Annotated in this window: 25 protein-coding genes; 9 read left to right on the top strand and 16 right to left on the bottom strand. The window is 70.0% G+C overall.

Features of this window, described 5'->3' with window-relative positions; translation table 11 throughout:
- The first annotated feature begins 284 nt into the window (after positions 1 to 284).
- Together ddh and IEX84_RS10415 are read left to right on the top strand one after the other, a co-directional pair.
- Positions 285 to 1,205 (top strand): D-2-hydroxyacid dehydrogenase, encoded by a 921-nt coding sequence (gene ddh, locus IEX84_RS10420; RefSeq protein WP_188872504.1) that lies wholly within the window; start codon positions 285 to 287, stop codon positions 1,203 to 1,205.
- A gap of 108 nt (positions 1,206 to 1,313) precedes the next feature.
- Positions 1,314 to 1,691, top strand: coding sequence for a hypothetical protein (locus tag IEX84_RS10415; protein ID WP_188872503.1), 378 nt, complete (start codon positions 1,314 to 1,316; stop codon positions 1,689 to 1,691).
- 431 nt (positions 1,692 to 2,122) lie between these two features.
- Here IEX84_RS10415 and engB read toward each other — a convergent pair whose 3' ends face one another.
- A complete protein-coding gene (gene engB, locus IEX84_RS10410; protein ID WP_188872502.1) occupies positions 2,123 to 2,740 on the bottom strand; it encodes a GTP-binding protein EngB in 618 nt (205 codons plus the stop codon).
- A 103-nt stretch (positions 2,741 to 2,843) separates the two neighbouring features.
- Here engB and IEX84_RS10405 point away from each other — a divergent pair, with 103 nt between their 5' ends.
- Together IEX84_RS10405 and IEX84_RS10400 are read left to right on the top strand one after the other, a co-directional pair.
- Entirely contained in the window at positions 2,844 to 3,611 is a 768-nt protein-coding gene (locus IEX84_RS10405) for an SIMPL domain-containing protein (protein ID WP_188872501.1), read from the top strand.
- A gap of 43 nt (positions 3,612 to 3,654) precedes the next feature.
- Positions 3,655 to 5,049, top strand: coding sequence for a TIGR00341 family protein (locus IEX84_RS10400; protein WP_188872500.1), 1,395 nt, complete (start codon positions 3,655 to 3,657; stop codon positions 5,047 to 5,049).
- Positions 5,050 to 5,119: 70 nt separating this feature from the next.
- On the opposite strand, the gene IEX84_RS10395 is transcribed toward IEX84_RS10400, so the two are convergent.
- From IEX84_RS10395 to IEX84_RS10370, 6 genes are all read right to left on the bottom strand, one after another.
- Positions 5,120 to 6,097, bottom strand: coding sequence for an NOG1 family protein (locus IEX84_RS10395; protein ID WP_188872499.1), 978 nt, complete (start codon positions 6,095 to 6,097; stop codon positions 5,120 to 5,122).
- Between the two features lie 88 nt (positions 6,098 to 6,185).
- Entirely contained in the window at positions 6,186 to 6,668 is a 483-nt protein-coding gene (locus IEX84_RS10390) for a DUF4385 family protein (protein ID WP_188872581.1), read from the bottom strand.
- 156 nt (positions 6,669 to 6,824) lie between these two features.
- Positions 6,825 to 7,163, bottom strand: coding sequence for a phosphoribosyl-ATP diphosphatase (gene hisE / locus IEX84_RS10385; RefSeq protein ID WP_188872498.1), 339 nt, complete (start codon positions 7,161 to 7,163; stop codon positions 6,825 to 6,827).
- Positions 7,160 to 7,651, bottom strand: coding sequence for a bifunctional nuclease family protein (locus IEX84_RS10380; RefSeq protein WP_188872497.1), 492 nt, complete (start codon positions 7,649 to 7,651; stop codon positions 7,160 to 7,162). Before IEX84_RS10380 ends, hisE begins: the two co-directional genes overlap by 4 nt.
- A complete protein-coding gene (gene pdxT / locus IEX84_RS10375; RefSeq protein ID WP_188872496.1) occupies positions 7,648 to 8,247 on the bottom strand; it encodes a pyridoxal 5'-phosphate synthase glutaminase subunit PdxT in 600 nt (199 codons plus the stop codon). Before pdxT ends, IEX84_RS10380 begins: the two co-directional genes overlap by 4 nt.
- Positions 8,248 to 8,285: 38 nt before the next feature.
- The gene (locus IEX84_RS10370; protein WP_188872495.1) at positions 8,286 to 8,450 is read right to left on the bottom strand and encodes a preprotein translocase subunit Sec61beta; all 165 of its coding nucleotides are present in this window, start codon (positions 8,448 to 8,450) and stop codon (positions 8,286 to 8,288) included.
- A 115-nt stretch (positions 8,451 to 8,565) separates the two neighbouring features.
- On the opposite strand from IEX84_RS10370, the gene trxA reads away from it, so the two are divergent.
- Complete coding sequence (trxA, locus tag IEX84_RS10365; protein WP_188872494.1) at positions 8,566 to 8,835, top strand: thioredoxin; 270 nt, start codon at positions 8,566 to 8,568, stop codon at positions 8,833 to 8,835.
- A 144-nt stretch (positions 8,836 to 8,979) separates the two neighbouring features.
- Here trxA and npdG read toward each other — a convergent pair whose 3' ends face one another.
- The 4 genes from npdG to IEX84_RS10345 are packed head-to-tail and all read right to left on the bottom strand — an operon-like array spanning position 8,980 to position 11,376.
- On the bottom strand, positions 8,980 to 9,648 hold the full coding sequence (gene npdG, locus IEX84_RS10360) for an NADPH-dependent F420 reductase (RefSeq protein WP_188872493.1): 669 nt from the start codon (positions 9,646 to 9,648) through the stop codon (positions 8,980 to 8,982).
- Positions 9,649 to 9,702: 54 nt separating this feature from the next.
- On the bottom strand, positions 9,703 to 10,062 hold the full coding sequence (locus IEX84_RS10355) for a hypothetical protein (RefSeq protein ID WP_188872492.1): 360 nt from the start codon (positions 10,060 to 10,062) through the stop codon (positions 9,703 to 9,705).
- Position 10,063: 1 nt separating this feature from the next.
- Entirely contained in the window at positions 10,064 to 10,933 is an 870-nt protein-coding gene (locus IEX84_RS10350; protein ID WP_188872491.1) for a TIGR01548 family HAD-type hydrolase, read from the bottom strand.
- 35 nt (positions 10,934 to 10,968) lie between these two features.
- Positions 10,969 to 11,376 carry a UPF0146 family protein gene (locus IEX84_RS10345; RefSeq protein ID WP_407647606.1) on the bottom strand — a complete coding sequence of 136 codons (408 nt, stop codon included), beginning with the start codon at positions 11,374 to 11,376 and terminating at the stop codon, positions 10,969 to 10,971.
- 39 nt (positions 11,377 to 11,415) lie between these two features.
- Here IEX84_RS10345 and IEX84_RS10340 point away from each other — a divergent pair, with 39 nt between their 5' ends.
- Positions 11,416 to 11,937 (top strand): archaemetzincin family Zn-dependent metalloprotease, encoded by a 522-nt coding sequence (locus IEX84_RS10340; protein ID WP_188872490.1) that lies wholly within the window; start codon positions 11,416 to 11,418, stop codon positions 11,935 to 11,937.
- A gap of 132 nt (positions 11,938 to 12,069) precedes the next feature.
- Here IEX84_RS10340 and IEX84_RS10335 read toward each other — a convergent pair whose 3' ends face one another.
- The 4 genes from IEX84_RS10335 to IEX84_RS10320 form a co-directional block, all read right to left on the bottom strand.
- Complete coding sequence (locus IEX84_RS10335; protein WP_188872489.1) at positions 12,070 to 13,122, bottom strand: Vms1/Ankzf1 family peptidyl-tRNA hydrolase; 1,053 nt, start codon at positions 13,120 to 13,122, stop codon at positions 12,070 to 12,072.
- Between the two features lie 164 nt (positions 13,123 to 13,286).
- Entirely contained in the window at positions 13,287 to 15,098 is a 1,812-nt protein-coding gene (locus IEX84_RS10330; protein WP_188872488.1) for a ribosome biogenesis/translation initiation ATPase RLI, read from the bottom strand.
- Between the two features lie 2 nt (positions 15,099 to 15,100).
- The gene (locus tag IEX84_RS10325; RefSeq protein ID WP_188872487.1) at positions 15,101 to 15,388 is read right to left on the bottom strand and encodes an EMC6-like membrane protein; all 288 of its coding nucleotides are present in this window, start codon (positions 15,386 to 15,388) and stop codon (positions 15,101 to 15,103) included.
- A gap of 202 nt (positions 15,389 to 15,590) precedes the next feature.
- Positions 15,591 to 17,471, bottom strand: a complete 1,881-nt coding sequence (locus IEX84_RS10320; RefSeq protein WP_188872486.1) for a PINc/VapC family ATPase — start codon at positions 17,469 to 17,471, stop codon at positions 15,591 to 15,593.
- Positions 17,472 to 17,629: 158 nt separating this feature from the next.
- On the opposite strand from IEX84_RS10320, the gene IEX84_RS10315 reads away from it, so the two are divergent.
- The 3 genes from IEX84_RS10315 (at position 17,630) to IEX84_RS10305 (ending at position 20,687) form a co-directional block, all read left to right on the top strand.
- Positions 17,630 to 18,715 carry a M20 family metallopeptidase gene (locus tag IEX84_RS10315; protein WP_188872485.1) on the top strand — a complete coding sequence of 362 codons (1,086 nt, stop codon included), beginning with the start codon at positions 17,630 to 17,632 and terminating at the stop codon, positions 18,713 to 18,715.
- A 102-nt stretch (positions 18,716 to 18,817) separates the two neighbouring features.
- A complete protein-coding gene (locus IEX84_RS10310; protein WP_188872484.1) occupies positions 18,818 to 20,326 on the top strand; it encodes a carboxypeptidase M32 in 1,509 nt (502 codons plus the stop codon).
- A 193-nt stretch (positions 20,327 to 20,519) separates the two neighbouring features.
- Positions 20,520 to 20,687 (top strand): HVO_0416 family zinc finger protein, encoded by a 168-nt coding sequence (locus IEX84_RS10305; protein WP_188872483.1) that lies wholly within the window; start codon positions 20,520 to 20,522, stop codon positions 20,685 to 20,687.
- Between the two features lie 4 nt (positions 20,688 to 20,691).
- On the opposite strand, the gene IEX84_RS10300 is transcribed toward IEX84_RS10305, so the two are convergent.
- On the bottom strand, positions 20,692 to 22,617 hold the full coding sequence (locus IEX84_RS10300) for an ABC transporter ATP-binding protein (protein ID WP_188872482.1): 1,926 nt from the start codon (positions 22,615 to 22,617) through the stop codon (positions 20,692 to 20,694).

Below are 22,617 nucleotides of genomic sequence, written 5' to 3'. Positions count from 1 at the left end.
GACGGACGCGGCCGTCCGGGCGGGTCGTCCGTCGGGTTTCGCGCACCCCGCCCGGCCTATGTGTGGCGCACGGCGAGCCCTTCGCCCGCCATCGCGGATGAACTCGCGTGCGCTTTCGGTCCGACAGCGGCCGCGCGCCTCGAAAGGCGTTTAGACGCGCGGGCCCACGGTCCACGCGGGCGACGGTGACGAGGAGTTACCCCCTCCGAGCCCCTTGTGACGAGGCCTTTCTCCCGAGTCGCCCTTCCGCAAGATTGAACGTCGATTTCTCGGTAGCTAGTCGCATGGACATCGCTCGTCTCGGCGTGCACGAGTCCGTCGGGGCGGTCTGCCCGCCCGCCGCGTTCGTGGAACAGCTCCAAGACGTCGACGCGGCCGTCTCCGTGGTGGACGAGGACGTCTCGGCCGTCGACGCCGTCGTGACCTTCGGCCACGCGGACGCGTTCGTCGGCCTCGATTGGGTACACTGCATCCGCGCGGGCTACGACGACTTCCCGGTCGAGGCGTACCGCGACGCCGGCACGGCCCTGACGAATTCGACGGGCATCCACGGCGCGTCCGTCGGCGAGACGACGCTCGGGCTGATGCTCTCGCTCGCCCGCCGCCTCCACGAGTACCGCGACGCCCAGACCGAGCGGACGTGGACGACGCCGGCGTGGGACGCACCGTTCACGCTCCGGGACGAGCGCCTCACGGTCGTCGGCCTCGGGACGCTCGGCCGCGGCATCGCCACGCGCGGGGACGCCATCGGGATGCACGTCGACGGCGTGCGTCGCACCCCGGCGCGGACGCCGCACGTACGCACCGTCTACACGCCGGACCGCCTCCACGAGGCCGTCGCGGACGCCCGGTTCGTCGCTGTCGCCGTCCCGCTCACGGCGTCGACGCGCGGGCTGATAGACGCGGACGCGCTCGCCGCGATGCGCGACGACGCCTACCTCGTGAACGTCGCCCGCGGCGCGGTCGTCGAGGAGGACGCCCTCGTCACGGCGCTGGAGACCGACGCCCTCGCCGGCGCGGCGCTCGACGTCTTCGAGACCGAACCCCTCCCGGAGTCCTCGCCGCTCTGGGACCTCGACGACGTGCTCGTCACGCCCCACGCCGCGCCCCTCGACCGGGAGTACCCTACCGACGTCGCCCGGCTCGTCCGGACGAACCTCCGGCACGCCGCCGCCGACGGAGCTCTCGTCAACCGCGTCGCCTGACGTGGCACTCCCCTGCCTTCTCACCTCCGCGCTCGCCGTCCTGGTGCTCGTGTGACACGAAATCGCCCGACGGAACGCTTTTGTGGGTACGACTGGCACGCATCCCGTATGAGGGGACGGGGTATCCTCGACGACCTGTGCGAGCGCGTCGGCGACGACCTCCGCTCCGTCGTCGTCTACACGGCGTCCGACTACGACCTCCAGTACGTCCGGGACGACGTCGCCGCCGACTACGACGAGCACGCCATCGAGCGCGCCGTCGAGGAGATGCGCTTCAAGTCGCTCGAGGCCGACTACATCGAGGACGTCTTCCGCGAACGCCACGGCGACCATCGGTGCACGGTCACGTACTTTGCCGACGCCGTCGAGTTGCACTTCCCCGTCTCGGCCACGACCGGCCTCTCCGTCGCCGTCGACGCCGCCTACTTCGCCCGCCAGGACTCCTTCATCGAGTTCGTCATCGACCATCTCGACGACGCGGTGTAGGTTCGGCACGGTGTCGCGGATTCACCGCGGGCCTCGCACGTACACGAGCGCGCGACGGAGCGCGACGCGAAGCGACTCCGGGTGGGAACCGGCCGACGCGGGGCGGTGATGACCGTCGAACGTCGGGGGAGCCGATACGGAGTAATGACCGCCGCGGAGCGGGCGCGGCGGCCGATGCGGAGCGGGTACGGCGGCCGTCGCGGTGCAGTACCGCTATCGCGGTCCGCGCGCCTGCGGCGCGCGGGAGTTTTTGTCCGCAGAACGCGCGGCGTTCTGCGGGGGCAGCGAGAGGTCTACGACCTCTCGCAGAGGCCGAGATTTTTGCCGCGAGCGGCTCGTCTGCGGCGACCCGAGTGGTCCGAAAGACGGCGAAGCCGTCTTTCGTCATGCCGAGAGGCCTCGGGCCTCTCGTAGCACGGCAAAAAGGTCGTTTAGAAGAACTTCTTGAGGTCGTCGCGTTTGGCGGCTTCGAGGTGGACGCGGACCGCGTCGTTCAGCGCGTCGATGTCGCCCTTCTTCGCGGTGACGGGCGCGATGGTGTCCTGCCACTGCTCCCAGGGCGGGACGAGGCCGAAGCGGTCGGCGATGTCGTTCAGTCGCTCGTCGCGGTCGTCGACCTTGTCCATCTTGTTGACGGCGAGGACGGGCGGGATGCCGAGCTCGCGGAGGAAACCATAGAGCTCGACGGTGTGCGGGATTTCCTCCTCGGTGGTGTGGCGGTCGATGATGTCGATGGCGGCCTTCCCGTCGAGGACGATGACGCCGGCGAGGATGGCGTCGGCGTGCTCCTCGACGTATCGGACGATGTCGGTCTTGATCGACTCCTGGCGCTCCTCCTCGACGCCGGACATGAAGCCGAAGCCGGGGAGGTCGGTGACGACGAACGACTCGGGGGCCCAGTCGTAGTGGTTGGGTTGGCGCGTGACGCCCGGCTTCCCGCCGGTGGTGAAGTCGTGACCGGTGATCTCGCGCATCAGCGTGGACTTCCCGACGTTCGACCGGCCGAGGAGGACGATCTCCGCATCGCGGTCCGGTCGGTTCTCGAACATGGGTGACGTAGCCGCGCGGGGCGGTTGTGTCTTTCGTCGCGTGGGACAAACCGCCGTTTGACCCTCCGACGTGTTGACGTTCCCAGCGCGCCTATCCCCTTTCATGCGTCGCAACGCAACGTTCGCACTGCTCGCACTACTCACCGCCGTCGGCGTCGTCACCGCCGGCGTCGCCGCCGCCGGGACGGGCGGCGGGACCGCACCTACGCCCGCCCAGACGGCCGCACCGACCGATGCGGCGTCGAACGCGACGACCATCGACGTCTCCGCGTCCGGCTCGGCGTCCGCCGACCCCGACCAGGCCGTCGTCTCCGTCGCGGTGACCGCGAGCGCGGCCTCTGCCGACGACGCGCGCGCCGCCGTCGCACAGAACGCGTCCGCGCTCCGCGAGGCGCTGACCGACGCGGGCGTGGCGAGCGACGACGTCGAGACGACCGCGTACCGCGTCCACGAGCGCACGGAGCGCGGCCCAGACGGGGAGACGACGACGAACGGCTACGAGGCCGTCCACGCCTTCGCGATTACCGTGCAGGACCCCGAGCGGGCGGGTGACGTCCTCGACGCCGCGGTGGCGGGCGGGGCGAACCGCGTCGACGGCGTGCGCTTCACGCTCTCCGAGGGGACGCGCGCGGACCTCCGCGAGGAGGCCATCCACGCGGCGATGGGTGACGCGCGCTCGCAGGCCGACGCGGCCGCGGACGCCGCCGACCTGTCCGTGACCGGTCTGAAGACCGTCTCCGTCGGGGGCGGCTACGGCCCCATCGCGTACGAGACGGCGGCGAGCGGCGGCGCGAGCGCCGACCGCACCGTGATCGACGACGCGCCGGTCTCGGTCTCCGTCTCGGTGCAGGCGACCTACACCGCGGCGTAACGGTTCCCACACGCTTTTCTTCGGGCCGGGTGCACGTCCGTGCGTGCGTCTGGTCCAAGTCGTCGTCCCCGCCGGGAAACGCGAGACCATCCTCGCGGAGCTAGAGGAGCGCGGGATCGACTACGTCGTCACGGACGAGACGGGGAGTCAGGGGTACACCGGTGTCGTCTACTTCCCGCTCCCGACGAAAGCCGTCGAGGACGTCCTCTCCGCGCTCCGCGACGCCGGCCTCGAACGCGACGCCTACACGGTCGTCGTGGACGCCGAGACGGTCGTCTCGAAGAAGTTCGAGGAGCTCCAGGAGCGCTACGAGGAGGAGGAGTCGGAGGACCGCATCGCCCGCGAGGAGATCACGGCGAAGGCGACCGACCTCGCGCCGAAGCTCGGCCCGTTCCTCGTGATGACGGTCGTCTCGGCGGTCGTCGCGGCCGCGGGCCTCCTCCTCGACTCGCCGGCGGTCGTCGTCGGCTCGATGGTCATCGCGCCGCTGATCGGCCCCGCGATGGCGACGAGCGTCGGGACGGTCGTCGACGACCGCGAGATGTTCCTCCGCGGCGTCAAGCTCCAAGCGGTCGGCTTCGTCGCCGCCGTCGCCGCCGCCGCGGGCTTCGCGTTCCTCGCGCGCACCGTTCACCTCGTCCCGCCGCTCTCCCCCCAGGAACTGCTCTCGATCGGGCAGATACGCGAACGCCTCACCCCCGACTTCCTCTCGCTCGCCGTCGCGCTCGCGGCGGGCGTCGCGGGCGCGTTCAGTCTCTCCTCCGGCGTCTCGACCGCGCTCGTCGGCGTCATGATCGCCGCGGCGCTCGTCCCGCCGACCGCCGTCATCGGCATCGGCCTCGCGTGGGGGCTCCCGACGACCGTCGTCGGCTCCACCGTCCTCGTCCTCGTGAACTTCCTCTCGATCAACCTCGCCGCGCTCGCCGTCCTCTGGTACCAGGGCTATCGCCCCGAACACTGGTTCCGGCTCAGCGAGGCCCGCAGCGCCACCCTCAAGCGCATCGCCGCGCTCGCCGTCGCCATCGCCGTCCTCTCGCTGTTCCTCGGCGGCGTCACCTACTCCTCCTACCAGCACGGGCAGTTCGAGGAGACGACGCGCATGGAGGTGCAGGACACCTTCGAGAGCGGCGAGTACGCCGCGCTCTCGCTCGTCGACGTGCAGGTGACGTACGCGCGGACACCGTCGCCGATCACCGTGCCGGACCGCGTGGTGCTCACCGTCGGCCGGCCGGACGGGTCGACGTATCCGACCCTCGCGGCGACGCTCAGAGAGGAGATACACGACGCGACCGGCTACGACGTCGCCGTCCAAGTCCGGTTCGTGGAGATACAGAGCGCGAGCGGTGCCGCGGGCGGCGTGGACGCGACGACCGCGCCCGAACCTGGCCCGAACGCCGCTCTCGTGCGGCCGACCCGCGGCCCGAACGCCGCCGGGTAACGCTCCCCGCTCGCCGTCCGTGCGTGGGTGTTCGCCGGCCGCCGGACGGTGAAGCGCTTCGCGGGTGTGTTTAGTCCCGCGTCGGCAGTTCGGGCTCGTAGCCCGTCGCGTCGATGGCCGCGGTGAGGACGTCGTCGACGCCTTCTCCGGTCTCGACGCTCATGTAGGCGTCCGCCTCGACGTCCGTCGAGAGGTCGCTCTTGTTGCAGACGGTGAGGAAGCCGATGTCGCTCTCCGTCCCCTCGACGAACGTCGCGCGGACGTCCGACTGGAGGGCGAGCTGGTCGTCCAGGGGGTAGCCGCAGGTCGCGGAGGCGTCCACGACGAAGAGCACGGCGTCCGCGAGGTGCGTCAGCGCTGAGACGGCCTGCTCCTCGATGTCGTTGCGCTCGTCCGCCGGCCGGTCGAGCAGGCCCGGCGTGTCGACGAGCTGATAGCGGATGTGGTCGCGAGCGATGTGCCCGACGCGGACGCCCTTCGTCGTGAAGGGGTATCGTGCGGTCTCGTTGCGCGCGCTCGTCACCGCGTTCACGAACGAGGACTTCCCGACGTTCGGGTAGCCGGCGACGACGATGGCGGGTTCGTCCGGCCGGATGTCCGGGAACGTCTTGAGGTCGTCGCGGGCCTCGTTGAGGAACTGGAGGTCGTCCTCGATCTCGCGGAGGACGGAGCCCATCCGCGCGAACGCCTGCTTGCGGAGCTTCTTCGCCGCGTCAGCGTCCTCGCGCGGCAGTCGGCCGATGTACTCTCGACCGAGCGACTTCGTCTTTCGCGACGCCCACGTCACCTCGGAGAGGTGCGTGCGCGCCTCGTCCACGCCGACGACGGCGTCCGCGAGCTCGCGGTAGAACGGGTCGACCTCGTCGAAGTCCGGCCACGCCGTCACGACGTTCCCGAGGTTGTCGCTCAGCACGTTCGACGCCGTCTGCAACATCGACTCTTGGGCCTCGACGCCCGACTTCGCCCGGCCCGCCCGCGCCGCTCGCGAGAACGCCTTGTCGAGCAGCTCCTCCGACGTGGGCGTCGTCGGAAGGTCCTCGAAGATCATAGGCGCTCTAGCGGGGCGAGCCGTAAAAACGCACGTATCGCCGCCTCAGGGCGTCACCGAGGCGCACGGACCACCCTCGTCCTGACCCTCAGGCGTGCGCGCGGTGGCGCGCCTTCAGCCGTCGATAGGCCTCGTCGTTGCGCACCGATTCGAGCCAGACCGAGAAGACCAGCGCGGCCTCGCGTTTGTCGTGGTCCGACCAGTGCTCGGGGTCGCGCTCCTCCCCGTCCACGTACTTCCGTCCGCCGGGGTAGCGCGCGTAGCGCATCGCCCGCGTGTACCCCATCTGGAGGTACTTCCGGGCCATGTCCATCCCGACGACGTCGCCGGCCGCGCGGTACGCCTCGAAGCGCTCGTAGATTCCCTCCCCCGCCCGGTCCGCCGTCTCGCGGTCCGCGTACCCCCACAGCGGCAGGAGCTCGGACTTGTACGGCTGGACGCGAAAGACGCCCTCCTCGCCGCGCCCGACCTCGTACGCCGCCGGGTGCGCGCGGTAGTCGACGTCGTCCGCCGCGTCGTCCCGAACGTGCGGGGGCGGCCCGTCGTCCCGGGCGTTCGTCTCGGCGTCCATCCCACCGTCGCCGTCGCCGTCATCCACCCCGCCGTCGCCGCCATCCACCCCGCCGTCGCCGCCATCCACCCCGCCGTCGCCGCCATCCACCCCGCCGTCGTCAGCGCTCTTCGCTTCCGCTCGGTCGTTCGCTTCGGCCGTCCCGTCCGCCATCGCCTACCCCTGGCGCTCGCGGAGGACGTCGAGCAGTTCCTCGACGTCGACGTCGTGCATCGAGAGCGCGACGAGCAGGTGGTAGACGAGGTCCGCGCCCTCCGCCGCCATCTCCGCGCCGTCGTCGTCCTTCGCCGCGAGGACGAACTCCGTGGACTCCTCGCCCACCTTCTCCAGCACGCGGTTCTCGCCCTTCTCGTGGGTGAACAGCGACGCCGTGTAGGAGCCCTCCGGGAGCGTCTCCTTTCGGTCCTCGATGACGTCGAAGAGGCCTTCGAGCACCTCGCCGTCGGGTGCGTCGTCCGCGGCGTGCCCGTCGTTCCCGTCGTGGTCGTCGCTCATTCCGCCGCCACCTCCCGGATGTCCTGGAGGTCGTCGAACGCCGAGCGCTCGCGTCGCCCCGCCTCGAAGACCCCGGCGTCGACCCGTATCGGCGCGTCCGTCCGCGCCGCGAGCGCGAGCGCGTCGCTCGGACGCGCGTCCACCGTCGTCTCCCCGCGCGGCGTCCGCAGGTTGACGTCCGCGTAGTACGTGCCGTGGGACTCCGCGCGTATCACGACGTCGAGGAGCCGCCCGCCGAGCTCCTCGATCACGTCGAGGAGCAGGTCGTGCGTGAGCGGCCGGCCCACGTCCGCGGCGTCGACGCCGTGCGCGATGCTCATGGCCTCCTCGAACGCGATGAAGATGGGGAGGACGTCCGCCTCGTCCGCGGCGTCGACGAGCACGACCGGTGCGGGGCCGTCCGCCGTCCCCGCGACCTTCACGCCCGCGATGCTCGCGTCAAGGCGCTCGTCGCCCGCGTCCGACCCCGGGTCGGCGTCGGCGCTCACAGCGCCGCCTCCGCGTTCTCGAAGAACGCCAGGTCGTGGATGCGCGCGTCCGCCGTCAATTCCGGGTGGAACGACGTTCCGACGACCGGACCGTCACGGACCGCCACGGGCTTCCCGTCCCACGACGCCAGCACGTCCACGCCGTCGCCGACCTCGTCGATGAGGGGCGCGCGGATGAACACCGCGGGGAACGGTTCGTCGAGACCCGTGACGTCCAGCGGGGCCTCGAAGCTGTCCACCTGCCGGCCGAACGCGTTCCGGTCGACCGTCGCGTCCACGAGCCCGAGCGTCTCCACGCGCTCGTCGCGGGCGTCGCGCGAGGCGACGATCAGCCCCGCGCAGGTCGCCAACACGGGTTTCTCCGCTGCGACGTGGGCGACGATCTCCTCGTCGATGCCCTCGCGTTCGAGGAGCCGGGAGATGGCGGTCGACTCGCCGCCGGGGAGCAACAGCAGGTCGCAGTCGGGGACGACGCCCGCACTTCGCACCTCGTGGACGACCGCCTCCTCGCCGTGGTTCGCCGCCGCGCGACGGGCGGCGTCGCCGTGTTCGGAGACGTCGCCCTGCACGGCGACGACGCCGACTTCGAGTGTCATACCACCGCTTGGGTCGCGGAGAGAAAAAGGCTCCCGGCTCAGACCGTCAGCGCGTTCAGCATGATGACGAGGACGCCGAAGAGGGCCCCGAACGCCATCACGCTCTTGGGATTGATTCGGATCGCGTTGCGCCCCTCGGAGTCGAAGTACCGGACGAGTCCGGCGCTCGACATCAGTCCGCCGGAGTTCTGGCCGCTGCTCATACAGGCCGGTTCGGCGTCCACCACCCTAATCCTTGCGGACGAACGCCGGTAACGGCAATCGCCGTTCCGTGAGTAATCCTTATCGGCGTGGCCCGGTCTAGTTCGGGGTAGAACGATGACTGTCACCCTGAAGGACTTCTACGCCGACTGGTGTGGCCCGTGCAAGACCCAGGACCCGATCCTCGAAGAGCTTGAGGAGGAGTGGGGCGACCGCGTCACCTTCGAGAAGGTCGACGTCGACGAGAACCAGGACGTCGCCAACGAGTATCAGGTGCGTTCGATTCCCACCATCGTCGTCGAGAACGACGACGGCGTCGTCGAGCGATTCGTCGGCGTCACGCAGTCCGAGAAGCTCGAAGACGCCTTCGAGGAAGCCGGCGCGTAGTCCGGTCGCCGGCGTCGGTGTCCGCACCCGACCACTCCGCTTCTTTCGACGCGAACTGCGGAGCGACGGGTATCGTGAACGACCGACGGGTGACGTCGACTGGGTGGGCGTCCGGCGAGCGGCCCGCGTGCCGCGAGCGACCGCCTAGAGGTAGCGAACGCCGACGTCGTGCATGTCGGCGTTGTTCATGGCGATGTTGATGACGAGGGGCGTGACGGACTCGGCCTCGGCGGCGTTGGCGGCGGGGCCGGCGTCGAGGACGCGTAGCCCCTCGATCTCCGCGCCGAGGTTCGCGACGAGGTCGCGGGCGTCCTCGTCGTCGCCGACGGCGAGCGTGTCGAGGTCGAACTCGACGTCGAGGTTGGCGAGGCGGTCCGCGGCGAGGTTGTGGAACGCGCCGACGACCGGCACGTCGTCGGGGGCGCGGCGCTGGACGAGCTCGGTGACGCTCCCGATGCTCGGCGGGTTGTAGTGCATGCCGTCGTCGTCGCGGCTCATCCCGACGGCGGGGCTGACGAGGACGGTGTCCTCGTCGATGACGTCCGCGACGCCCTCGACGACGTCGCCGATGTGGTAGGCGGGGACGGCGAGGACGACGACGTCCGCGCGGTCGGCCGCCATCTCGTTGTCGAAGCCCTTGACGTCGCGTTCGAGCCCGCGGCTGTCGAGCTCGGTCTCGTACTCCTCGGCCTTCGCGCGGGCCTTCTCGGGGTCGCGCGAGCCGATGAGGACCTCGTGGTCGGTGTCGTAGGCCCAGCGGAGCGCGAGGCCTTCGCCGATGTCTCCCGTGCCGCCGAGTAGCGCGATACGCATACTCGACGGTTGACGGCCGCGCGAATAAGGGTTCTGCGTTGCGTGAGCGTTGCCTCAGTCGATGACGCGGTCGTATCCGCCGGCGACGAGCAGGCCGCCCGCGAGGAGGCCGCAGAAGACCGCACCGCAGTCGAGGAGGAGGTGTGCGGGGTCGCCGGCCGTCGGCAGGAGGACGGCGACGAGGCGACCGAGGACGAACGTGGTGGCGAACGCGCCGGCGAGGCCCGCGAGACAGCGCCGCCGGACGTCGCCCCGGTCTGCGGCCTCCTCGCGGAGCAGGTGGACGGCGGGGACGGTCAGTATCGTCGCCCCGAAGCCGTAGAGGACGAACAGCGGCGGGGACGGGAGGAGCGCGGCGGCGAGGCAAAACGAGACGACGAGGCCGCCGGTGACGGTACCGCGTGGTCGTGCCATCCTACCCCTCCAGGAGGTCGGGGAGGTCGTTCACGGAGTCGACCACGACCGACGCGCCCGCGTCCTCGTACTTCCGGCGACCGGATGCACCCGTGAGGCCGCCCGTGAGGACGCCGACACCGTAGTAGGTGCGTTCGGGGTCCGCCGCCGCGGCGTTCGTCGCCGTCTCGACGTCGTCGAGGGTGTCGCCCGCGAACGCGACCGCGTCCGCGTCGCATCGGTCGGCGAGCGCGACGAGCGCGCGCGGGTGGGGTTTGCCCTCCTCCCAGTCGTCCATCGTGAAGCGCCGCTCGTCCGGGACGTCGAGGCCGACGCGCTCCAGGGCGATTTCGGCCTCCGCTTCCGGCCGCCCGGTGAGCACGCAGACGCAGTACTCCGCCGTGAGACGCTCGACCGTCTCGGGCGTGACGATGACGGGTTCGTCCGCGATGAAGCCCGGGGCCTCCACGGGCGGCGTCCCGCCCTCGATCTCCGCGTAGCGCTCGCTCCCGAGGTAGAGTGCCTGAAAGACTTCTCGCAGATAGTCTGGGTCCCACGCGTCGTAGACGCGCTCGCGGGCGTCGTCGCCGAGCGCGCTCTCGACGACGGCTTCCGCGGCGTCGAGGCCGCCGCCGCGCTTTCCGATCTCGTCCGTGAACGCCGCGACGTCCATCGCCACCCCCTCGCGCGAGGCCAGCACGTAGAGCGCGGCGGCGTCGCTGAGCGTCCAGTCGTTGTTGAATCCGCCGGCGTCCTTGAAGGCCTGCACGTCGGCCTTGGCGATGGTGTCGCCGTGGACGCGCTCGACGGACTCCACGATGGCGCGCCGATAGGAGTCCGCGACGTCCACGAGCACCCCGTCGACGTCGAGCACGACGGTGTCGACCTGCATGGCTCGTCCTCCGTCGCGGCCCGGCAAAGGGGTTTCTACCTCGGGCGCGCGACGTACAGCGTCTCCGGGCCGACCGTTCGGCGCTCGACGGGTACCGCGGGCGGGTCGCCACCCAGCGTCGTGAACGCGCAGGCCGCGTCGACGTCGCGCGCGACCGCCCGGAGCGGCCGGTGGAGTTCCGGCGGGCAGTTCAGGGCGTAGACGACGGCCGCCTCGGCGTACACGTCGAGAGCCGGGGTCGTCACGTCGTCGCGGGCGAAGCGCACGCCGTCGGGCGTCTCGCGCTCGTACACGTCGGTGGCGACGACGGGACACCCGCGTTCCGCGAGCGCCGCCGCGACCGCGGTCTCGCGGCCGATTCCGACCTCGACGACCCGGGGGCGCTCGCGCTCTACGAGGGTGAGCAGTCCGTCCGCGAGCGCGCCCGCGCGTGTCGGTTCCACGGCGGGATGTTTATGCGTCGAGGCGGCATAGCCCTTCGTATGCGCGTCGATATCGTCCCCATCGGCGACGTCCCCGCGACGGTGAAACGGGAGGCGTCGTCGGGTCTCCGCCGGGTCTACGACTGCGAGGTCTCCGTCGCCGCGGAGCAGGACGTCCCGGAGGACGCCTACGACTCGGGACGCCGGCAGTACCGGGCGGAGCCGTTCATCGAGGTCGCGCGCCGCGCCGGCGGTGGCGAGAAGAACGTCGCCGTCACCCCCGTCGACCTCTTCTACCGCCAGCGCAACTACGTCTTCGGCCTCGCCTACCTCGACGGCCGGGGCTGCGTCGTCTCCACCCACCGCCTCCAGACCTCCTCCGACGGCGGCTTCAGCCAGCGCTCCGCGGGCGACATATTCGCCGACCGCGTCCGCAAGGAGGTCGTCCACGAGATCGGCCACACGCTCGGCCTCGAACACTGCGACAACAACCGCTGTGCGATGAGCTTCTCCCCCCAGGTCACTCAGGTCGACCGAAAGGAGGAGACCCTCTGCGGGAGCTGTCAGCGACTCGTCCTTTAGACCGCCCTCTCGGCCCGCGCGTTCATCACCGAACGCGCCTCACCCGGGCACGTGTTCTGACTCGCCCACCTCGACGCGCCCCGCGAAACCCGGCGACGCGCGCGTCCGTTCCCCGATAGTCGTCGTGTCCGCTCACTCCACCGGGAAGCGCAACAGCGCCCCGACGCCGTCGAACCCCTCGACGAACCGGTCGCCGCCCGCCACGTCTCGCGGCACCACGACGAGCTTACCGCCCTCATCCTCGACGCGCTTCGCGTACGTCTCGCGCTCGCTCGCCGGCACCGTCTCCGCGACCAGCAGGCGCTCGACGGCCCCGTACGTCAGCGCGTCGTCCACCGTCTCGCGGCCGTACGCCACCTCGCCGTCCGGCAGGCGCTCGAAGAACTCCGCGAGGGCCTCCCGTACCTCCGCGTCGAGTGACGTCACGTCCCCACGGGCCTTCGACGCGAGCTCGTCGAGACCGCTCGGGTCCGCGTGCGACACCGCGTACGTCCCCGCGAGGCGCGACGCGAGTCGCCCCGGGAGATGTTCGCCCTCGCGGAACGCCGCGACCGTCACGTCCGTCCCGCCGAGCGCCACCGCGTCCGGGTCGTCGAACACCCGACCGGCCGCCTCGCCGACCGACGCGAAGAACTCGCGTTTGCGCTCCTCGCGCCGCCGCCGGAATCGGTCCGCCGACTGCCCGCCCGCGCGCGTCTTCCCCGGGACGTCGCTGTCGAGCGTCTCCAGCGCCGTCACGCCCGATTCGTCGAGTCGACCGAGCGCCGCCCCGCCGCGCTCCACGACGACGAGCGCGACCGTCGCCGTCCCGGTTCCTCCCCCCTCCAGGGGCTCCGTGACGAACGCGTTCCCGTGCTCGAAGCGCGACTCCTCGACGCGCCCCGGCGGGTCCGCGAAGACGAACGTCTCCGAATCACCGTCGAACACGCCCGCATACACGACGAGGCCGTCCGCGGGGGTCTCACCGACGTCACGGAGTGCCCGTGCCGCCGCCTCGTAGGCCTCGCGCAGCGGCTCGCTCGCCCGTCCGTCGAGATACTCCGCCTTCGCGTGGGCCTCCTCGACGCGTTCGAGCATCGACCCCAGCGACTCGTCGTGCGCCACCGCCACCGTCACCAATCGGTCGTCGTCCGCCGACGCGTCAGCGACGGCCTCGATGCGTGCCGCGCGATCCGCACTCTCCATGGCCCGCCGTTCTCCCGTGGTCCCGAAAAGCGGACGGGCCGCGCGCCCCACGCCCGGTCACAAAGTGGCCGTTCCCCCGGACGTTTTTCCTGCTCGGGTCGCCGTCGGCGACCGCTCGCGGCGAAAAGCTGCACCGAAAAAACTCCTCGCTGCGCTCGGCGACTCTACTGCGTGTAGTAGTACTCCCCGTCGCGCTTCTGTTGTTTGTCCTTCTGACTCCCGGGCTTGTTGATGCGCGGGCGACCGACGTTCTCGTCGCGGCGGAACGTGATGTCGAGGTTGGCGAGGAACTCGTTCATGCCGTCGCGCATCCCGAGGGGCGTGCTCGCGTGCCCGTGCGCGGCGGGCTCGCCGTCGAAGACGAGGAGCCGGTCCGAGAGGAGGTCGATGGTGTAGATGTCGTGGTCGATGACCATCACGCTCGTCTCGTGGTTCTCCGCGTAGCGCCGGATGGCGCGCGCCGCGAGGACGCGCTGCTCGACGTCGAGGTGCGCGCTCGGCTCGTCGAGGAGGTAGAGGTCGGCGTCGCGCGAGAGCGTCGCGGCGATGGCGACGCGCTGGCGCTCCCCACCGGAGAGGTCCGTGAGGTTCTGCTCCATGATTCGGCCGAGCTGGAGGGGGTCCGCGATTTCCGTCTCCCAGTACGAGGAGCCGAAGTCGTCCGTGATCGAGGAGAGGAACGCATCGACGCGCATGTGCTGGTCGACCTCGACGTACTGTGGTTTGTACGCGATGTCCAGGTCCAAGTCGAGGTCGCCCCCATCGGGTTCGAGCCGCCCCGCGAGGAGCTTCGCGAACGTCGACTTCCCGATGCCGTTCGGCCCGACGATTCCCAGCACTTCGTTGCGATTTATCTCGCCGGCCTCGACGTCGAGGCTGAACGCGCCGTCGCCGTACGTCTTCGACATCGCGGGATACTCGACGAGCGTCTCGGAGCGCGAGGCGACGCGCGGGGCGTGCTCCTCGAACTCGATTGTCTCCGGGCGGATTCGCATGTTCTCGTTGTCGAGATACCCCTTCAGGTACTCGTTGATGCCGTTTCGCGTGGATTTCGGGGACGTGATGACCCCGTACGCGGAGGGCTCACCGTACGCGACGTGGACGCTGTCCGCGAGCAGGTCGAGGACCGCGAGGTCGTGCTCGACGACGAGCATCGCGCGGTCGTCGTCCGCGAGCTCGCGCACGAGGCGCGCCGCCGTGACGCGCTGGTCGATGTCGAGGTAGGGCGTGAGTTCGTCGAGGAAGTAGAAGTCCGCGTCGCGGGCGAGCGTCGCGGCGAGCGCGACGCGCTGGAGCTCGCCCCCGGAGAGCGTGTCGATGTCGCTGTCGAGGACGGGTTCGATGGAGAGCCGCTCGGCGAGTTCGTCCACGACGCCGCGCTCGTCCGCGGATTCGAGGAGCGCGCGCGTGTTCCCGTCGAAGGAGTCGGGAATCTGGTCGACGTACTGGGGCTTTCGCGCGACGTCGATTTCGCCGTCGCGGACGCCCTTCAGGAACGGCTGGAGTTCGGTGCCGCCGAACTCGTCGATGACCGCGTCCCACTCCGGCGGCTCGTCGAAGTTGCCGAGGTTCGGCGTTATCTCGCCCGCGAGCGCCTTGATGGCCGTCGACTTCCCGATGCCGTTCGGCCCGAGGATGCCGGTCACCTTCCCCTTCTCGGGAATCGGGAGACCGTAGAGCGCGAAGGAGTTCTCCCCGTAGCGGTGCGTCGGTTCGTCCCCGAGCTCCTGGGGGAGGTTGATTATCTCGATGGCGTCGAAGGGACACTTCTCGACGCAGATACCGCAGGTCTCGCCGAGGCAGATTTCCTCGGAAATCTGTATCTGGTCGGGCCCACCGACGTCCGCGTCCGCCCCGCGTTGCGTGATGCACTCCTTGCCCGTGCGGTTCGGCGGGCAGAAGTTCGAGCACTCGTAGTTACAGCGGTCGGGCTGACACCGATCGAGGTCGACGACCGCGATACTGTCCTCAGCCATCGTTACGCGGAGAGGAGGACGCCCCAGGTGACGAACCAGAGGGAGAAGGTCATGAACGCGGTGTAGAGGTGGTCCTTCGCGGAGAAGCCCTCGACGTCCACGCCGAGGATGCGGACGACCCCGAGGTTGAGCGCCACCGCCGCGACCAACAGGACGACCCCGAGCCGGTCGGTCGCCCCGGACGCGACGACGTGCGCCCCGAGGCCGGCCGCCACGCCGGTGAGACACGCCACCGTCGTCACGGTGACGCCGCGCCGGTGTGCGGCCTGCTTATCGAGTGTCTCGGTCATACACGCCCTCCGCGGGCGAGGTGCAAAAGGAGTTCGCTTGCCGAAGCCGCGCCGTACGTCCCGGTCCGCTCGCCGTCTCGCGGACCCGGAGGTTCCGCGCTACTCACGGCTTCGCCGTTCGCTTCCCCGCGGCGCGAAGCGCCGCGTTACTCACGGGTCGCTATCGCTCTCCGCTCGTCGTCTCGCGGCGCGAAGCGCCGCGTTACTCCCGCACGACCGTGACCAGCAGTTCCCGGTCGATGGCGCGCTCTAGCTCCTCGGCGATGGCCGACCCGCGCGATATCTGGATTTCGCCGCCGCGCCCGACCGTCGCCGTGCAGAGGTACTCGCCGTCCGCGCGGACCTCGACGGTCTCGCCCGGGCTCGCCTCCGTGACGGGGATGATGATGTGCTGGCCGGTAATCTCGGGCGTGACGACCTCGCCGCCGACCTCGCTGGCGTCCGCGCCGCCCGCACCGCCGCGTTCGCTCCCGCCGTCGCTCGGCGCGTCCGCGTGGTCGGGTTTGTCCTCAAACGTCCGCACGTCGATGGTGACGCCGAGGCGGTTCTCGATGTCCTGGATGCGCCCGCCGCCCTTCCCGATGACGTGGCTGATGTCGTCCTCGGTAACGTAGGCGACGGCCTCGTTGCCGCTGCGGAGTTCGACCTCGACGGGCCCGCGCGTCGCCGAGCGAATCTCGCGCTCGATCTCGTTCTTCGCCAGCTTGTCGACGCCGGACTCGCTCGCCCCGTTCTCGCCGTCGAGGGGCACCGTGACGACCTGGCGGTTGAACGTGTAAATCTCGTAGGCGGGGGTCCCCGTCTCGAAGTCCGTGACCTGGATGACGGGCCGCGCGAGGTCCTCCTCCATGAGGCCCTCGGGGACCTTCACCTCGGTCGTGACGTTGTAGACGGTGTCGACGTCCCCGTCCTCGATGAAGACGACCGTGTCGACGATCTGCGGAATCATCCCGAGTTCGACGCGCCCGACGAGGCGCTGGAGGGCGTCGATGGGCCGCGTCGCGTGGACGACGCCGACCATGCCGACGCCCGCGAGGCGCATGTCGCTGAAGACCTCGAAGTCGTCCGTCTTGCGGACCTCGTCGTATATCGTGTAGTCCGGCCGGACCATCAGGAGGGAGTCCGCGGTCTTCTCCATCGACCCGCCGAGTTCGGTGTACTGCGTGATCTCCTCCTCGACCTGAAGGTCGCGTGGCTTCTCCATCGTCTTCACGACGTAGCCGTTGTCGTCGAGGAACTCGGCGACGGCCTGCGCGAACGTGGACTTCCCGGCACCGGGTGCGCCCGCGATGAGGACGCCGCGGTCGCGTTCGAGGAGGCGTTCCTTGAGGTCCTCCTCGTGCTCGTAGTCCGCCATCGTCGTCTTGACGATGGGGCGAACCGCGGTGATCTCGAAGCCGTCCGAGAACGGCGGCGTCGCGATGGCGATGCGCATGTCGCGGACCTGCGCGATGGTCATGCCCTCCTCGGAGAGTTCGATGAAGGCGTCGTCGCTTCGCTTCGCGGTGTCGCGGATTTCGCTCGCGTACTCCTTCAGGGTCTCCGTGTCGAGTTCGGTTTCGCCGATCTCCTGGTAGGTGATGTTTCCGACGTCGCCGCGTTTCGCCATCGGGACGACGCCGTCCTTCAGGTGAACGGACATCGTCGACTCGTCGAAGTAGTTCTCGATGGCGAGCGCCTCGACCTCGCGGGCCTCCGGTTCGAGGTACTCGACGGCAAGCCCCTTCGCCTTCGCCACCTCGGCCTGCACGATGTCGCTCGTGACGAACGTCGCGTCGTGTGCGACGGCGAGGTCGCGTATCTTCGCGTCGATAGCTCCCGCGGACGCCCGCTGAATCTCCGCTTCGCTCGCGCGCTCGCCGACGTACTCGACGTCGATGTCGCCGGCGTCGGCGAGCTCCGCCAGTCGCTGGAGTTCCGAGAGGCCGTCCCATCCGATCTCGCGCCCGTTGTTCGCCTGGGCTTCGATCTCGCCGATGACGGCCTCGGGCACGTAGACGGTGGCCCCGGCGTACTCGCCGCTCTCCACGCGTCGGGAGATGCGGCCGTCGATGACCACGCTCGTGTCCGGGACGATCTTCATATGGCCGCGTCTACTCGCCGGCGTCGGATAAGGGTGTTCAAGAGTCCCAGACGGGCGTGCGAACGCCGCTCTCCCGCACCCACCGGACGCCTCCCTCGGCCGTCCTCGCCCGGACGCTCGCCGCCCGAGTTTTCCCGCCCGCCCCCGTCACTCGACGCATGGACGAACTCGAATCGCTGACCCGCGACCTCGTCGCGACCCCCGCGCACGACGACGAGGCGGCGGTCGGCGACCGCATCGAGTCGTGGCTCCGCGAGCACACCGACGCCACGGTGACGCGCGACGACGCCCCGAACGGCGGCAACGTGATCGCCCGACGCGGAGACGGCGACGAATCGCTCGCCCTCGTCGGCCACCACGATGTCGTCGCGCCCGCCCAGTCGCAGGTCGCCGACGACGGCACCTACCGAATCGAGGAGCGCGACGGCCGCCTCCACGGCCGCGGCACCGCGGACATGACGGGCGCGCTCGCCGCGATGCTCCTCGCGTTCCGCGAGACGGACCCCGCGGGTGAACTGGTCTTCGCGTCGTTCGTCGGCGAAGAGGACGGCGGCGTCGGCGCGCGCCACGCCATCGAGCGCGACGTCGCGCCCGACTACGCGGTCGTCGGCGAGGGGTCGACGGGCTACTCCGGTCCCAGTACCGTCGACGTCGCCGTCGCGCACAAGGGCCGGCGCGCGAGCACGCTCCGCGCGTCGGGGACGGCCGCGCACGCGAGCGAACCCGAGACGGGAGAGAACGCCGTCTATCGGGCCTGTGACGCCGTCGACGTCGTCCGCGACCTCGATACGCCCGCGACCGAGGTGCTCGGCCACCGCCTCGTCGGCAGCCTCGTCGTCACCGAAATCGACGGCGGCGACGCGTGGAACGTCGTCCCCGACGCCTGCGAGGTGACGATAGACGAGCGGACCGTGCCGGGCGACCGCGCGGCCCTCGACCGTGCGACCGAGGTCGAGGGCGTCTCGTGGGACGTCGAGCAGGACCTCCCCCCGATGGCGTGCGACGACGCGGCTTTCGCGGACGCCGCGCTGGACGCCGTCGCGGGCGCGCAGGACGCGACCCCCGAGCAGGTGGTGAAGCCGCACGCGACCGACGCCGGGTGGCTCGCGGACGCCGGGACGACCTGCGTCGTCTGCGGGCCCGCCGAACCCGGCGAGGCCCACACCGACGCGGAGAGCGTCTCCCTCGACGCGCTCCGCACCTGTCGGGACGCCTACCTCGAAATCGCCGCGCGCTGGCCGTAGCGCGGCGTCGAGGCGGCCTCGGGTGTCGGCGCTCGGTCGCTGACCGCGACACCGTCCGCCGCGACGGGTGGCTTCTTGTGACCGCGCGTCCCTCCTTTTGCCATGACGGACCACCGCGAGGACGCCCCCGAGGCGTATCTCGACCTGCTCGACCAGTACGAACGCGTCACCGCGCTCGGCGGCGTGCAGGGGACGCTCTCCTGGGACCAACAGGTGATGATGCCGGAGGGGGGCAATCCCGCGCGCTCGAAACAGCTCTCCGTGGCGTCCGGGCTGAGCCACGACCTGCTCACCGACGACGTCGTCGGTGACTCGCTCGACGCGCTCGCCGACGCCGACCTCACCGACGACCAGCGCGCGGTCGTCCGCGAGGTCGAACGCCAGTACGTCCGCGCCGAGCGCGTTCCGCGCGACCTCGTCGAGGAGATATCGCAGACGTCGAGCGAGGCCCTCCAGGCGTGGGAGGAGGCCCGCGAGAACGACGACTTCGAGACGTTCGCGCCCTACCTGGAGACCCTCGTCGACCTCAAGCGCGAGTACGCCGCGCACATCGACGACGAGCGCGACCCGTACGCCGTCCTCTTCGACGAGTACGAACCCTACATCGACCTCGAAACGGCCGAACGCGTCCTCGAACGCCTCCGCGAGGAGCTCGTCCCGCTCATCGACGCCGTGCAGGCCTCCGAGGCCGACCTCGCCGCGCCGTTCGCGGACGGGACGTACGACCCCGACGCGCAGGAGGCCTTCTCGCGCGACGTCCTCGACGCGCTCGGCTACGACTGGGACCGGGGCCGCCTCGACACCTCGACGCACCCCTTCACGGTCGGCAACCAGTTCGACTCGCGCATCACGACGCGCTTCGGTGAGGACGAACCGCTCGACTCGATGATGAGCACCGTCCACGAGTTCGGTCACGCGCGCTACAACCTCGGCCTCCCCCGCGAGGAGTACGGGACGCCGCTCGGCGAGGCCCGCGACCTCACCGTCCACGAGTCCCAGTCGCGTCTCTGGGAGAACCACGTCGGGCGCTCCGAGGCGTTCTGGGGGCGCTTCGCGGGCGACCTCCGCGAGCGCTTCTCCTCGCTCGACGCGACGCCACGCGACCTCTACGAGGCCGCGAACCGCGTCTACCCGGACAACCTCATCCGGGTCGAGGCGGACGAACTCACCTACCACATGCACATCGTCCTCCGCTTCGAGATCGAACGCGACCTCATCTCGGGGGACCTCGACGTCTCCGAGGTGCCCGCGGCGTGGAACGAGAAGATGGAGGAGTACCTCGGCGTCCGTCCCGACACGGACAGCGAGGGCTGTCTGCAGGACATCCACTGGAGTCACGGCAACTTCGGCTACTTCCCGACGTACTCGCTCGGGAGCGTCCTCGCCGCGCAGCTCTACGCGCACGCCGAGGACGACATCGACGACCTCGACGCGACGGTCGCCGACGGCGACTTCGCCCCGCTCGCGGACTGGCTCGGCGAGCGCGTCCACCGCCACGGCTGTCGCTACACGACGCCCGAGCTGATCGAGGAAGCCACCGGCGAACCGTACACGGCCGACCACTTCCTCGACTACGCGACATCGAAGTTCGGCCGGCTCTACGACCTCTGAGGCCGTCCCGAGAGCGGGTAGGACGGCGGGTCCGCGGCCGGTCATCGCCCGCGAGCCCCTGAGCCCGCCTCTGCGCACCTTCTTCACGACGGCGCGATACCGAGTAGCCGGCACGTCGAGCGGCGCGACCCGACACTCCCGTGACACGGACTACCACAAAGATTATGGCGTGGTGTGGCATACGATACCGTGTATGTCGACCGCACGGGATACCGACTCGGTTCTGGACGAGTTCCTCGAACACAACGGCCACGACGTCGAGGGATGGGACCGAAGCTATAACAAAAAGCAGTGTCCCGACTGCGGCGGCCTCCACGAGACGGCGGCCGACGAGTGCACCGTTTGCGGCTGGACGCCCTGACTCGTCAGTCGTCGTTCGCGTTCCCCTCTTCGACCCGCTGCGCCCCGCGCTCGCGGGCGCGCTCGACGAACGCCTCCGGGAGCTCGTCGATTTCGCCGGCCTGCACGCCCCAGAGGTTCGCGTAGAGTCCGTCCGCGGCGAGTAGCTCCTCGTGGGTGCCGCGCTCGGCGACCCGCCCGTCCTCCAGCACGAGGATGGTGTCCGCGTCCTTCACCGTCGAGAGCCGGTGTGCGATGGTGAACGTCGTCCGGTCCTGCGTCAACTCGTCGAGCGAGCGCTGGATGAGCATCTCCGTCTCCGTGTCGACGTCGCTCGTCGCCTCGTCGAGGATCATGATTTCGGGGTCCTTCAGCACCGCGCGGGCGATGTCGATCCGCTGGCGCTGGCCGCCCGAGAGCTTCACGCCGCGCTCGCCCACCTTCGTCTCGTACCCCTCCGGGAGGTTCTCGATGAACTCGTGGGCCTGGGCGGCCTTCGCGGCGTCGACGACGTCCTCGTGGTCCGCGTCGAAGGTGCCGTAGCGGATGTTCTCCGCGACGGTCCCGTAGAAGAGGAAGGTGTCCTGCGAGACGTAGCCGATGGCCTCCCGGAGACTCGATAGGGTCACGTCGCCGACGTCCTGCCCGTCGACCCGAATCGTCCCCGTGTCGGGGTCGTACATCCGCATCAGGAGTTTGAGGACCGTGGACTTCCCCGCGCCCGTCGGGCCGACGAGCGCGAGCGTGTCGCCGCCGTCGACGTCGAAGGAGACGTCCTCGATGATCGCCTCGTCGTCGTAGCCGAACGTCACGTCCTCGTACGCGACCGCGCCCTCGTCGACGACGAGGTCGACGGCGTCGGGGTCCTCCGCGACGCGCGAGGGCTGGTCCATCAGCCCGAAGACGCGCTCGCTCGCCGCGCGCGCCCGCTGGTACATGTTGATTATCTGGCCGAACTGGGCCATCGGCCAGATGAACTGCTGGCTCAACTGGATGAAGACGACGAACGCGCCCACGGAGAGCGTCCCCTCGAACCCGAAGGGCGGGCCGACCGCCACCCAGTACGCGCCGACGAGGAAGGTGAGGACGAAGCCGAGCCCCGAGATGACGCGCAGCGCCGGGAAGAACTTGATCCGAACCGTCACCGCCCCCCAGTTCGCGTCGAAGTAGTCCCGTGAGGACTCCTCAACGCGCTCGTCCTCGTACTCCTCGGTGCTCGACGTCTTGATGACCTGGATGCCGCCGAGGTTGTTCTCCAGTCGGGAGTTCAACTGCCCGACGGAGGAGCGGACGGCCGCGTACTTCGGCTGGATGCGCCTGACGAACCAGTAGGTGAAGAGCGCGATGATCGGCACGGGGAGCATCGTCAGGGCCGCTAACCGCCAGTTGTAGGAGAAGAGGACGACCGCGACGCCGACGACCATCACCGCGAGGCGGAGCGCCGAGTTCAGCCCGTCGTTCAGGAAGCGCTCTAATCTATTCACGTCGTTCGAGAGGACGGACATCATCTCGCCCGTCTGCTTCTCCGCGAAGAACGCCATGTTCAGCCGCTGCATCTTCTCGTAGGTGTCCGTCCGCACCGCGTGCTGGACGTGCTGGCTGTACGCGTTCCACCCCCAGTTGCGCACCCAGTGACACCCCGCACCGAGGACGAACGACCCCGCGACGATTCCCGCCGCCACCGCCACCTCCTCGCCCGTCGTCCACCCCGCGCGTATCGAGGCCGGGAGGAACGCGAGGAACGTCCCGTCGTCGCGCAAAATCGTGTCGATTGCGTACCCGAGCATCACGGGCGGCACGAGGTCGAGGAGGCGCGCGACGACAGACGCCACGACGCCGAGCGTGAACTGCCCCCAGAACTCCCGGCCGTACTCCGAGAAGAGCCGCCACATCGCGTTCCCCGAGGTCGCCCGCACGTCCGCGAACGCGCCGTCCGCCTCCTGCTCGCTCAT

The organism is Halarchaeum rubridurum (genome assembly GCF_014647115.1).
In the GTDB taxonomy this organism is placed as follows: domain Archaea; phylum Halobacteriota; class Halobacteria; order Halobacteriales; family Halobacteriaceae; genus Halarchaeum; species Halarchaeum rubridurum.
This window is presented reverse-complemented; position numbering and strand designations above follow the sequence as displayed.

Excerpts from the sequence above, each read along its gene's own strand:
- ddh (WP_188872504.1), top strand. The coding sequence starts at position 285 with ATGGACATCGCTCGTCTCGGCGTGCACGAGTCCGTCGGGGCGGTCTGC.
- IEX84_RS10415 (WP_188872503.1), top strand. The coding sequence starts at position 1,314 with ATGAGGGGACGGGGTATCCTCGACGACCTGTGCGAGCGCGTCGGCGAC.
- engB (WP_188872502.1), bottom strand. The coding sequence starts at position 2,740 with ATGTTCGAGAACCGACCGGACCGCGATGCGGAGATCGTCCTCCTCGGC.
- IEX84_RS10405 (WP_188872501.1), top strand. The coding sequence starts at position 2,844 with ATGCGTCGCAACGCAACGTTCGCACTGCTCGCACTACTCACCGCCGTC.
- IEX84_RS10395 (WP_188872499.1), bottom strand. The coding sequence starts at position 6,097 with ATGATCTTCGAGGACCTTCCGACGACGCCCACGTCGGAGGAGCTGCTC.
- IEX84_RS10390 (WP_188872581.1), bottom strand. The coding sequence starts at position 6,668 with ATGGACGCCGAGACGAACGCCCGGGACGACGGGCCGCCCCCGCACGTT.
- hisE (WP_188872498.1), bottom strand. The coding sequence starts at position 7,163 with ATGAGCGACGACCACGACGGGAACGACGGGCACGCCGCGGACGACGCA.
- pdxT (WP_188872496.1), bottom strand. The coding sequence starts at position 8,247 with ATGACACTCGAAGTCGGCGTCGTCGCCGTGCAGGGCGACGTCTCCGAA.
- IEX84_RS10370 (WP_188872495.1), bottom strand. The coding sequence starts at position 8,450 with ATGAGCAGCGGCCAGAACTCCGGCGGACTGATGTCGAGCGCCGGACTC.
- trxA (WP_188872494.1), top strand. The coding sequence starts at position 8,566 with ATGACTGTCACCCTGAAGGACTTCTACGCCGACTGGTGTGGCCCGTGC.
- npdG (WP_188872493.1), bottom strand. The coding sequence starts at position 9,648 with ATGCGTATCGCGCTACTCGGCGGCACGGGAGACATCGGCGAAGGCCTC.
- IEX84_RS10355 (WP_188872492.1), bottom strand. The coding sequence starts at position 10,062 with ATGGCACGACCACGCGGTACCGTCACCGGCGGCCTCGTCGTCTCGTTT.
- IEX84_RS10350 (WP_188872491.1), bottom strand. The coding sequence starts at position 10,933 with ATGCAGGTCGACACCGTCGTGCTCGACGTCGACGGGGTGCTCGTGGAC.
- IEX84_RS10340 (WP_188872490.1), top strand. The coding sequence starts at position 11,416 with ATGCGCGTCGATATCGTCCCCATCGGCGACGTCCCCGCGACGGTGAAA.
- IEX84_RS10335 (WP_188872489.1), bottom strand. The coding sequence starts at position 13,122 with ATGGAGAGTGCGGATCGCGCGGCACGCATCGAGGCCGTCGCTGACGCG.
- IEX84_RS10330 (WP_188872488.1), bottom strand. The coding sequence starts at position 15,098 with ATGGCTGAGGACAGTATCGCGGTCGTCGACCTCGATCGGTGTCAGCCC.
- IEX84_RS10325 (WP_188872487.1), bottom strand. The coding sequence starts at position 15,388 with ATGACCGAGACACTCGATAAGCAGGCCGCACACCGGCGCGGCGTCACC.
- IEX84_RS10320 (WP_188872486.1), bottom strand. The coding sequence starts at position 17,471 with ATGAAGATCGTCCCGGACACGAGCGTGGTCATCGACGGCCGCATCTCC.
- IEX84_RS10315 (WP_188872485.1), top strand. The coding sequence starts at position 17,630 with ATGGACGAACTCGAATCGCTGACCCGCGACCTCGTCGCGACCCCCGCG.
- IEX84_RS10310 (WP_188872484.1), top strand. The coding sequence starts at position 18,818 with ATGACGGACCACCGCGAGGACGCCCCCGAGGCGTATCTCGACCTGCTC.
- IEX84_RS10305 (WP_188872483.1), top strand. The coding sequence starts at position 20,520 with ATGTCGACCGCACGGGATACCGACTCGGTTCTGGACGAGTTCCTCGAA.
- IEX84_RS10300 (WP_188872482.1), bottom strand. The coding sequence starts at position 22,617 with ATGAGCGAGCAGGAGGCGGACGGCGCGTTCGCGGACGTGCGGGCGACC.